This window comes from Bacillus sanguinis (assembly GCF_018332475.1).
Classification (GTDB): domain Bacteria; phylum Bacillota; class Bacilli; order Bacillales; family Bacillaceae_G; genus Bacillus_A; species Bacillus_A sanguinis.
Window position 1 is genome coordinate 1 of the sequence record NZ_BOQB01000134.1, and the last position, 10,225, is coordinate 10,225.

Annotated in this window: 15 protein-coding genes and 1 tRNA gene; 13 read left to right on the forward strand and 3 right to left on the reverse strand. The window is 33.8% G+C overall.

What is annotated here, in order from left to right; translation table 11 throughout:
- Positions 1–33: 33 nt before the first annotated feature.
- The 8 genes from KI369_RS15680 (at position 34) to KI369_RS15715 (ending at position 4,090) form a co-directional block, all read left to right on the forward strand.
- Positions 34–390, forward strand: coding sequence for a hypothetical protein (locus KI369_RS15680; RefSeq protein WP_212956573.1), 357 nt, complete (start codon positions 34–36; stop codon positions 388–390).
- An 18-nt stretch (positions 391–408) separates the two neighbouring features.
- Complete coding sequence (locus KI369_RS15685) at positions 409–678, forward strand: hypothetical protein (RefSeq protein WP_212956574.1); 270 nt, start codon at positions 409–411, stop codon at positions 676–678.
- Between the two features lie 111 nt (positions 679–789).
- Positions 790–1,305: a hypothetical protein gene (locus KI369_RS15690; RefSeq protein WP_212956583.1), complete on the forward strand. Its 516-nt coding sequence runs from the start codon at positions 790–792 to the stop codon at positions 1,303–1,305.
- Between the two features lie 157 nt (positions 1,306–1,462).
- Positions 1,463–2,059 carry a hypothetical protein gene (locus KI369_RS15695; RefSeq protein WP_212956575.1) on the forward strand — a complete coding sequence of 199 codons (597 nt, stop codon included), beginning with the start codon at positions 1,463–1,465 and terminating at the stop codon, positions 2,057–2,059.
- A 446-nt stretch (positions 2,060–2,505) separates the two neighbouring features.
- Positions 2,506–3,375: a WXG100 family type VII secretion target gene (locus tag KI369_RS15700; protein ID WP_212956576.1), complete on the forward strand. Its 870-nt coding sequence runs from the start codon at positions 2,506–2,508 to the stop codon at positions 3,373–3,375.
- 16 nt (positions 3,376–3,391) lie between these two features.
- Positions 3,392–3,583 (forward strand): hypothetical protein, encoded by a 192-nt coding sequence (locus tag KI369_RS15705; protein ID WP_002075027.1) that lies wholly within the window; start codon positions 3,392–3,394, stop codon positions 3,581–3,583.
- Positions 3,584–3,612: 29 nt separating this feature from the next.
- Complete coding sequence (locus tag KI369_RS15710; RefSeq protein ID WP_212956577.1) at positions 3,613–3,861, forward strand: DUF4176 domain-containing protein; 249 nt, start codon at positions 3,613–3,615, stop codon at positions 3,859–3,861.
- A gap of 40 nt (positions 3,862–3,901) precedes the next feature.
- Positions 3,902–4,090 (forward strand): hypothetical protein, encoded by a 189-nt coding sequence (locus KI369_RS15715; protein WP_151631249.1) that lies wholly within the window; start codon positions 3,902–3,904, stop codon positions 4,088–4,090.
- Between the two features lie 419 nt (positions 4,091–4,509).
- Here KI369_RS15715 and KI369_RS15720 read toward each other — a convergent pair.
- From KI369_RS15720 to KI369_RS15730, 3 genes are all read right to left on the reverse strand, one after another.
- Positions 4,510–4,582: transfer RNA gene (locus tag KI369_RS15720), tRNA-Val, on the reverse strand.
- Between the two features lie 188 nt (positions 4,583–4,770).
- Entirely contained in the window at positions 4,771–4,995 is a 225-nt protein-coding gene (locus tag KI369_RS15725; RefSeq protein WP_212956578.1) for a hypothetical protein, read from the reverse strand.
- A gap of 278 nt (positions 4,996–5,273) precedes the next feature.
- The gene (locus tag KI369_RS15730; RefSeq protein ID WP_212956579.1) at positions 5,274–6,029 is read right to left on the reverse strand and encodes a class I SAM-dependent methyltransferase; all 756 of its coding nucleotides are present in this window, start codon (positions 6,027–6,029) and stop codon (positions 5,274–5,276) included.
- Between the two features lie 364 nt (positions 6,030–6,393).
- Between KI369_RS15730 and KI369_RS15735 the strand changes: the two genes are divergently transcribed.
- From KI369_RS15735 to KI369_RS15755, 5 genes are all read left to right on the forward strand, one after another.
- Entirely contained in the window at positions 6,394–6,621 is a 228-nt protein-coding gene (locus KI369_RS15735) for a hypothetical protein (RefSeq protein ID WP_000251865.1), read from the forward strand.
- Positions 6,622–6,776: 155 nt separating this feature from the next.
- Positions 6,777–8,063 carry a D-alanyl-D-alanine carboxypeptidase family protein gene (locus KI369_RS15740; protein ID WP_212956580.1) on the forward strand — a complete coding sequence of 429 codons (1,287 nt, stop codon included), beginning with the start codon at positions 6,777–6,779 and terminating at the stop codon, positions 8,061–8,063.
- Between the two features lie 191 nt (positions 8,064–8,254).
- The gene (gene sipW, locus KI369_RS15745; protein WP_212956581.1) at positions 8,255–8,824 is read left to right on the forward strand and encodes a signal peptidase I SipW; all 570 of its coding nucleotides are present in this window, start codon (positions 8,255–8,257) and stop codon (positions 8,822–8,824) included.
- Positions 8,825–8,886: 62 nt separating this feature from the next.
- Positions 8,887–9,474, forward strand: coding sequence for a CalY family protein (locus KI369_RS15750; RefSeq protein WP_000172849.1), 588 nt, complete (start codon positions 8,887–8,889; stop codon positions 9,472–9,474).
- 162 nt (positions 9,475–9,636) lie between these two features.
- The coding region (locus KI369_RS15755; RefSeq protein ID WP_212956582.1) for a DUF4047 domain-containing protein at positions 9,637–10,225 on the forward strand (589 nt) is incomplete at its 3' end.

A 10,225-nucleotide genomic window follows, 5' to 3' on the forward strand; every position in this document is an offset into this window, starting at 1 on the left:
ATTTAATAAAATGATAGATAGGGAGCATAGTATATGAATAAAAAAACTATCTTCTTTTTATTAACATGTCTACTACTTATAGCTAGTATTACTTATATAATATGTAACAAACGAGAACCAGTGCCACCTATGTTAGTATGGGAGGGGCAGGAATACTACGTAACGCATGAACCTGCCGAAGCTGAAAAAGTTGGACAAAGGCTCGGAGAAGTAACAAAGAAAATTGAAACAAGTAAAAAGCCTACTAAAAACAGTGAATCGAACACACTACAAGAAAAAACAGAAGTATTCACAATGATAGAAGAAAAAAATCCTCACTCACCTTTAATCATAAAGGAGCCTTATAGTGACGAATATAGAGTAGCAAGACCGATGTTAAAGGTACTATAAAATAAAAAGGAGATTCATATGCAGACAGTAACTTCATATCCACGGTCGTTAAGAAAAATGTTTGTTTTTTTCCTTTGCTTCATCCTTCCACCAATCGGTGCGATTTATATTTGGATGAATAGAGAAGCACTACAAAAGAGAGACTTCATCTTATATGTATTATTTGCTGCTATTAATATATCGCTTTGGGTGTCAATTATGATTTTTGATCGGAGCGTGTGGATGGTAGCGGGGCATTATGTGTTTGGAGCAATTGTTATTGTTTTTTCAAATATGAATAAGAGATAAGCCAGCAATCTTAAAGTTGCTGGTTTTTATTTTGCTATTTATAATGAAGAAACAAATTTTTAATAGAGAGTAGTGGGCGTTAGGAGATGAAAAGCAGGAACGTTTGAAAAAATAGAAACGAATGACTCATCTGTTGAGCGACTCATGCATACATTCAAGGAACAAAACGTAAATGGCGGAGCGGTTATAAGTTGTTTTAAAGTACATAACGAAAATTTTTTCAAAGAAATACCACATTCGAAAGATGGACACGAACACTTCTTTAGAAGAATCTTTAACTCTTTAGATATAATACATAACTTAGAAGAGTTAAAAATACATACATCAGAAAAATATAAGTTTCGTTTTAAAGAGCAGCTGGCAGTCATGCTTGATGGTAGCATTGCCGCGCAAATTTTGTGGGGCGGAGCATATGAAGGGTTTAAGGAACGACCAGTTATCGCAAAGCAATTAGCAGTCAATATATGTCAATATATGTTTCAAGATCGATACGAAGATATTAAAGTGTTCGAAAGCTATCGCCCTTGGACAGATTGGTTTTACGATGTTGCGTGGGATACTACTTGGATGATTCTAGATAGTAAGGAGCAGAAAATGTGGTTCATTTGTGGTACGGATACAGATTGATAGAAGAGGGCCTTGTAGGAATGTTGCAAGGCCCTTTATCTTTTGGAAATGAATAGAAAATGAATCATATAAATGCTATACTAAAAAATGTTTGTAATGTCAGTTTCATACTATTGTATAATGCTGATTTACTAGAAAATATAAAAGGAGAATGAACGTGAAAAAGATACAGAAATTATTACTGTTAATGATGGTAGTAGGATTAACAGTAGGTGTTTTAGCAGGATGTGCAAATCCGAAAGATACTACTGAAGAATTTTTAACAGCAATACAAAAAGGTGATGTAGAAAAGGCTCGTACATTTGTTGAGAGTGACAAGGAATTTAACAAACTAAATGAAAAAACAGATGATGCTGAGGCAAAAGCGATGCTAAGTGCAATTACGAAAAACTTTAAATTTGAAAAGCCTGAAGAAGTATCGAAAAAAGATGACAAAGCAGAAGTGAAAGTGAAAATTACATCTGCCGATTTATCAGTTGCTGTAACAAAAGCAGTAGGAGAAGTTATGCCAATGGCCTTCGCTAGCGCTTTTAGCGAAGACAAAGAGCAATCTGAAAAAGCAATCGAAAAAACGATGACATCATCAATCGTCAAACACTTATCAGATAAAGATGCAATCATGGCAACTCGCGAAGTTACATTGAACTTAAAGAAAAACAAAGATGGCGACTATAAAATCGTTGCAGATGATAACTTGAAAGAAGTATTATTTGCCAATGCGAAGTCTTTAGAGAAGATGTTTGGTGGGAAGTAATTAGCTTAGATAAAAAAAGAGAAACCATATCACGTAGAAGGTTGATATGGTTTCTCTTTTTTATGCCCCCGGAGGGGCTCGAACTCAGGATCTCCATCAACAATCTTTCATGATTATAGCAGGTGATAGAGGATGAAAGTTGTTGTAACACAGTTCCATAGAGATACTATACAGGAAACAGTTGATAGGCATACCTCTTTAGTTTTATTTAGAAAGATAGGATAGGTCTACGTCTACGTATTTAATAGTAGAAATAATTTTGTAGAATGGGACTAGATGATATTAGAGAGTTAGCGCGAATGCATAAGTTATAATTTCAAGTGCCATAAGAGTAACCCTGAGGAGAAAAAGACTTCGGATTTTTAAGATTATATAAAATATTCATAGTTGCGAAAACTCTATTGTGGTAAAATATTCTATATGAAAATTAAAAAGGGGAAAGGCTTATGGGTTTAATCAAAGTTACTCCAGAACGTTTGGAGCAATCTGCTAAGTTGGTACAAGATATAAAACAAACTTTAGACAATATGCACAAAGACCTTTATAACCAAACAGAATACATAGCGTCTCAGTGGACAGGTGCAACAAGTCAAAATTTCTATCAAATGTTTAATGAAGCTAAACCAAAGATTTTTGAAGTTAATAATCTATTGGATAAAATTTCAGAAGAACTCAAACATTCTGCTAAGAAATTTCGTGAAGCAGACCAAATGGATTATATGTTAGCAAAAGCAAAATCTCAAAATGATGTGGAGTATTTGCAAGGGAAAGCAGAATGGAAAGAAGGAGACCGATTTGGTGGGACGTTAGAGGGAGCAGTGGTAGAAGCAAAGAATAGTGTAGGAACAAATGGGGAATTGACAATGAAAGCCTTATCTGGGAAAGTAGATTTAAATATTCCTTATTCTTTTGATGCTGCTAAAGATGATTTATTTGCAGGGAATATTATTGGTGGAAAGATAGAGGGGTCAGTTTTAGAAAACGAATATAGCACAAAAGTTCCTATACTTACTCCTACAGGTTTTGAAATGAAGGATATCAAAATTACTCAAAAGTTCGGTGAAGGAAACTTTGCGTATGGTGTGGATGAATATACACTAAAAAATGCAGCGGAAGTTACTACTAATAAGTATGAAGTAGAGATGGAACTTTTTCATATCCCAGACTTTGTTCCTTTTATAGGAGATAAAGATGTCGTCGTAAAAGGGGAATTGGGTTTGGGAACATTTGGCTATGACTTTAAATTAGGAAAAGAAACGGGATTGTATGTTGGAGATGGTTATGGACTAGGTGGTACCATTAAATTTGAGGATTAAGAGAGGAGCATTTTATATGCAACCATTTAAGGCTGGAAAATATATTACATATGTCGCAATTGCTATATTTCTTGTAGTCGCTATTATGTCTCCTTATGAATTACCTAAAAAGATTGGCTTTATTATAGCTGTTCTTATTTTAGGAGCATGTGCACTTGGTACTAATAAACTTTACGAACGGATGTATAGTAAATTTAAAAATAAATAATACATAATATAAGAGGGGGGAATAAATCAATGAAACTTTTACCAATAGGAACAGTAGTAAAACTAGAAGGTGTAGAACCAATTATTATGATTATTGGAAGAATGGTTATATCAGCAGATAAACGTGATTTTGATTATGTGGGTGTTCCTTATCCAGTAGGCTATCTAGGTGATGAAAAAGTATTATGTTTTAATCATGATAAAATTGTAGAGGAAATGCATAGAGGGTATATGACTGAGAGTGAATTGGTTCTACGTGAGAAATTAGTAGAATTGTAAAAAGAAACGTAAATCTTAAAGATATGATAGGAGAAACAAAATGGGGAAGATAATGAGAATTATTGTAATTATTGGTATCCTTATTCCTCCAGCGTTAATGTGGAGTGCACCTGACATTCCTCTAAATGTTAAACTTCTGTTTACAGGTTTACAACTAACTGTAGGATTCATCGCAGTAGTAGTGTTAGAGGTAATATTTAGAAATCGAAAAAAGAAGAGGGAAAAATAGATATAAAATGTATAGAATGGCAGATAAGAATATTGGTGGTTAATCTTCTCAATAAAAGAAGCTAACAGAAGCAGGGAGAAATCCTTGCTTTATTTTTTGTATAGAATTACTAAGTAGAGCATCATTAAATTAGGATATCTGAGGGGGAGTACTGTAGGTGAAACTGGCAATCTGGTTAAATAAACAGTAGTCTTAAGAGTTATCTCACTCATTTCAACGAGTATAAAAACTATAATTTTAATTACTATACAAACTTAAGTAGCATTTTCTTTTCAGTCCTTTCTCAGCTTTATGGAAACAAAAAGAGGACTCTTTGCTGACTAGAAGTAGTCCTCTGTTAACTTGTGGTGTCTGATGGAGGCCTCCACAGTTTTAGCTTGTGAGAATACCCTCTCAATCCTTGATACTATTAGGTTTTATGACCCCGGAGAGGCTCGAACTCACGACCTCCACCCTGTCAAGGTGGCGCTCTCCCTGCTGAGCTACGGGATCTTCAAAAATAATTATGTATTTGCACTTTTAATCATTATGTTAAAGCAATTATATATAATTAACTGAAATTTTACAATATTTTTATAGTAATCTTTTGAAGGGAAGTATTTGGGATCATGCTAGTCGTGTATTAAGGAATATATAAGAAGAGAATGTAATGAAGAGTGGGTTCGAATAAAGCGGTTATATTATTTTTTTCGATACCAATCCAAAGGCCCCTCATCACTTAAATCAACAAGAAAAGGTAATAAGAAGTGTAAAGGTAAGCTTAAAAGTTCTGGCATAGCGTTCACTGTTTTCTTTGATAAATACTGCCTCCCAAAACAATACGGACAATCTTTTTCAAATGTCACGAGTATCGACCATACATCTTTTACTTTCCATTTCGTTTTACAATATGTACAACGTGCCATTGAATTCCTCCTCAATTTAAGGTGTTTTCTAATATATTCCATTCCATTGTAATAAAGTCAAGTGTATTTGGTGTGATAAAATATAAGTTTTTTGTAAAAAGATAATAAAGCTATTACATTGCATCACCTAAAACAAGCATAACCCCGTTATGAATTTAGGACGGGGGTGTGCTTGCTTAATTTTGAATATAGTGTACTGCGTTATAAATTTAAGGTTTATTCAATGATCGTGCCCGATCGGTGAGGGCTAATTAAAGTTCTACTTTATGTCTGGTTGTTTACACGTTGCCCATATAGCTTCGCGTTAAGTTTGGGAGAACAATTTTTCCATTCTTACTGTATTTTTCGAATAGCTCTGATAGGAGAAAAACAAAGTTTTTATACTCTTCGTCATTTTCTTTCGGAGCATAGGAAGCGGATAAATTCCTTCCTAAAAAACCTTCATAATCAAAAAGTAAATCATTTTGATATTCTTTAAACTCATACTTTCCATCTTTAAAAAAGCTTTTAAAAACTTCTGGCGTTTCTTCTATTCCACCGCTAAATCCTTTGAAATTTGAGCAGGTCTTTTGGCAAATTTCTGCATTCTCTTTAATAATCGGGCTAGTTACATCTCTACTATTCCAAACAAGAGCAACATTTGCCTTTTGTTTCAAAATTCGTTGGCATTCAATTTTGAAAGCTTCTTTATCAAACCAATGAAATGCTTGAGCAACAGTTACTAAATCTACACTATTTTCTTTTAAAGTGGTATTTTCGGCAGTTGCTTTTATTGATTGAAAATGAGGATATCGTTTTAACGATTGCTCTGCCATTTTTCTCATGTCGTCATTTGGCTCAACTCCAATAACATGTAAACCACTTTCGAGCAGCTGGCGGCTAAATATCCCCGTACCTGAACCAATATCGGCCACAATTGGATTCTTATTTATTTCGTTAGCCAAAAGCAAGTAATCAATATATTCATTAGGATAACTAGGGCGATATTTTGCATATATATCGGCCTTGTCAGTAAAATTTTCTGTTGTTTTCACCGTACTACCTTCTTTCCAGCAATATTATGTATAGAAATAGGAACCAAATAGTAATTTCCGCATCAGTCTCTAAGTCTACAACGTAAAAGTTCATCTAAATGGAGCTGCCGTAGTTCTCTTATTCAAATTATACTATTTTGCGTGATATCTTCCAAAAAACCATGATTTCTTATTCATCTAAATGGTCTAATTGTTGAATAATATGACCATTTGTATATCGTACAGGGGTATGTAGGATAAGTGATTTTCATTTTCAATATGCAAATTGGCCAATATATCCTTTTTACAATTTACTTAAAATCATGTATAACAGAGATACATGATTATTTTATAATTATTCAAGAGTAGAGGGAGAATTATTGTAATGGTAAGGAAAACGTTCAAGATGCGTGTATCTAGAAATAGAACGATTTCGATTAATGGCTCGATTCTTGATGTGGATGTTACACATGATGAGTTTTTACAAGAGTTTGTTGAGTGGGTCGATTCTAAAGGTTGGTCGTTTATGGGGATGACAGATGAGATTACGCCGGAGGAAGCTAGTCAAAATTTAATAGATTCATTGATTGATGAGAAGGATAAGAAAGAATAATTCCTTCTTATTTTTTATTGTATATTTATGTTCTTTATCGTAAAAGTATGATATAGTAAAAAACAGTGAATATTCTTCCAATTTAATACAAATTACATATGGATTGGTAGATTTGGTTTTTAAGCTGTGAGAGTATAGTGAAAAGGGAGAGTCATATGGTAAATTTTAAGAAAATTTTGGCTTTTATTACCGTTATTTGTTTATTTTTACTGACACCTATGACGTTGCGTGCTGAGACGAATATTGGAGTGAATCCAGAACAAGTGGCACCACCACCGAAGGAAGGGCCAAATGTTTTTAGTCAGTTTGCAACTACGATTGATGCGAAAACTGGAGATGTTTTGTATGACAAAAACGCACATCATCGTGCATTTCCGGCTAGTATGACGAAAGTGTTAACGGCGATTTTACTTATGGAGCATACGAAGCCAGAGGATCAATTTACGTTTTCACAATTAGCATTAGATCAAGAGAAGAGTAATTATCAAATTGAGTTTCAACCTGGTGAGACAATTAATAGAAATACAGCGCTTATGATTTTAATGGTGCTGAGTGCGAATGATGTGTCGTATGCGATTGCGGAGCGTATTGGCGGAAGTGTTGAGAATTTCGCTAATATGATGAATGAGAGAGCGAAGCAATTAGGGGCTACCGATAGTCATTTTGTAACACCAAATGGATTGCACGATCCGAACCATTATACGACGCCATTTGATATGGCTATGATTACGAGAGGTGTGCAAAAGTACCCTGAGATTTTGCAAGCGATGAATACGAAAAGGACGACAGTTACGACATCTAGGCAGACTGTGTCTATTTTTAATAAATCTACTTATTTTGAAAATCCATTTAGTATTGGTGGTAAGACAGGTTTTACAAATGAAGCGCGTAATACACTCGTTTTATTAAATGAGAAGGATGGAAATCGTATTATAAACGTAGTAATGGCTTCTCAAAGGCCTGAAATTTATGAAGATTTAAAGCAGATGGCGGACTATTCTTTTGGTCAATTTGTGAAGCAAACTGTACTAGATAAACATAGTTGGCATCAAAAGACAACGTATTTAAATAAAGATATTGATAGTGAGCTGGAGCAAAGTGCAGAACTTATGCTTAAGAAAGATGAAGGAAAAAATGTGAGGACGATTTTCCGTGCGGCTTCATTAGATAAAGATTCTTTGTATCATAAAGGCATTCATCGTGGTGAGGTAGTTGGTGCAGTTGATATCACGAAAAACAATCAAACAATTGCGACGGTAAATGTTCTTTCTAAAGAAGATGTTACTTTTGCGATGCCTAAAAAAGATACGGCTACGCCTGAAGTAAGCGAATCAAATATGAAAATAATAAGCATTGGAATAGGTGCCGCTGTATTATTTGGAGCCATTCTATTTGTAGTGCTGCGCCGAAATACAACAGGAATGAAATCAGAAGAAAAATAAATTAGTTGTTAAAAGGCTGTGAAGAGACTTTATCACAGCCTTTTTTTATGTTTAAAATAACTAATAATTGTAAATTTTCTTATTGCATTTATGTTTTGTTCGTTATATTATTTACTTGTGTTCTTGTTAAAGAACAATGATGAATATTGCATACTTCAAATAATATAAAACAACGGAGAGGGAGAGAAACGATGAAATTAATTTGGAAGGTGATTAGCAACGTTATCTCATTTGTTTTATTTGCATTGATGATTTGCTTAGCTTTTGTAGTTATTTCTTCAAAAGCGAGCGGTGGGGATCCAACAGTGATGGGATATCAATTTAAATCTGTGTTATCAGGATCGATGGAACCGACATTTTTAACAGGATCAATCATTGCGATAGAGCCGACGAAAGATGGTTCTAAATATCAAAAAGGCGATGTTATTACTTTTAAAGAGAAAGATGAAAAAATTATCACTCACCGTATTATCGGTGTGAAAGATACAAATGGAAAAGTAATGTATGAAACAAAAGGGGATAACAACAACGGCCCTGATTTAGAACCAGTACTTGCGGAGAATGTCATTGGGAAATATGCAGATATTACAGTTCCATATGCAGGGTATGCATTAAATTATGCGAATTCAAAAGCTGGAGCTGCTTTGCTTCTTATTATTCCAGGAGTCTTTTTACTAGGCTATTCCGCGATTTCTATTTTTAGTGCTATTCGTAGCATTGACGGAGAAAAGAAAGAGAAAAAAGTAGAACAATCCGTCTAGTTCGTTTGGTTATACTTTCCTTTTAGGAAGTTAACAAATATATATATTAAGGGGATATGGACATGACTTTAAAGAAAAAATTAGGGATGGGTATCGCATCAGCAGTATTAGGAGCGGCATTAGTTGGCGGAGGAACATTTGCATACTTTAGCGATAAAGAAGTGTCAAATAATACATTTGCGTCTGGTACGCTTGATTTAGCATTAAATCCATCAACAGTTGTTAATGTATCGAATTTAAAACCTGGTGATACAGTTGAAAAAGAATTTAAATTAGAAAATAAAGGGACATTAGATATTAAAAAAGTACTACTAAAAACAGATTATAATGTAGAAGATGTGAAGAAAGATAATAAAGATGATTTTGGTAAACATATTAAAGTAACATTCTTAAAAAATGTAGACAAGCATGAAACAATCGTAAAAGAAACAACGCTAGATAAATTGAAGGGTGACACACTTACTGCGGTAAATAACGATTTAGCTGCTTGGTTCTGGGATGAAAAAGGTATTTCAGCAGGTAAATCTGATAAATTCAAAGTGAAATTTGAATTCGTTGATAATAAAAAAGATCAAAATGAATTCCAAGGCGATAAGTTACAATTAACTTGGACGTTTGATGCACAGCAAGGCGATGGTGAAACAAAATAATAAGGACAACAAAAAGAGACTATCAAAAATGATAGTCTCCTTTTCTGTTAAAAGGGAAATGTAAAAAGAAACATAATTTCTTATATCATTTTATAATTCACTTTATTATAATAAAGGTATAGTTCTTGATAAAGAACAAGTTGTTCGATAGGAGAGATTAAAATGCTGAAGCCACCTAGCAATTTCAAAAAGATGCTTATATTGCCATGTTTGTGTTCTATTACTTTTTATTTAGGCTCTCAAATGATGACTTATACAGAAGCAGCTTTCGTTCATGAAACGAAAGTAACGGCTACAATTTCTACAGCAAGTATTTTTCCAAAAACAGTTGATCAATTAACAGAACAAGCTAAGCAACATAAGGAAGTTATTTTACGTGAGTATGAAGAGATGAAATCAAAAGTAACTGTCACTTCCACTCAAGAGTTAGAACAGGCGCTTGTTACGTGGAAGCAAGGGCGTGAGAAAATAGTTGCAGAAAGGGAATTGTTACAAAAAGTATATGTATCAATAGAAACCCCTTATAATCAAGTACAAGAAGAGTTAAAAAGTAATACAACCGAATCGAATAAGCAAGTATTCTCGTATGTGAATGCTGGCTTCCATATAGTGAAAGACAATTGTGAGTATGTTGATAAAGAGGTAAAGTTACAGGTGATTGATAAACAAATTCAAGATTTTGAGAAATTACTTGTAGAGGAAACAGCAAAACAAGTGAGTGAGAGTAAGAAACAAGAAGAAGCGAAAAAAC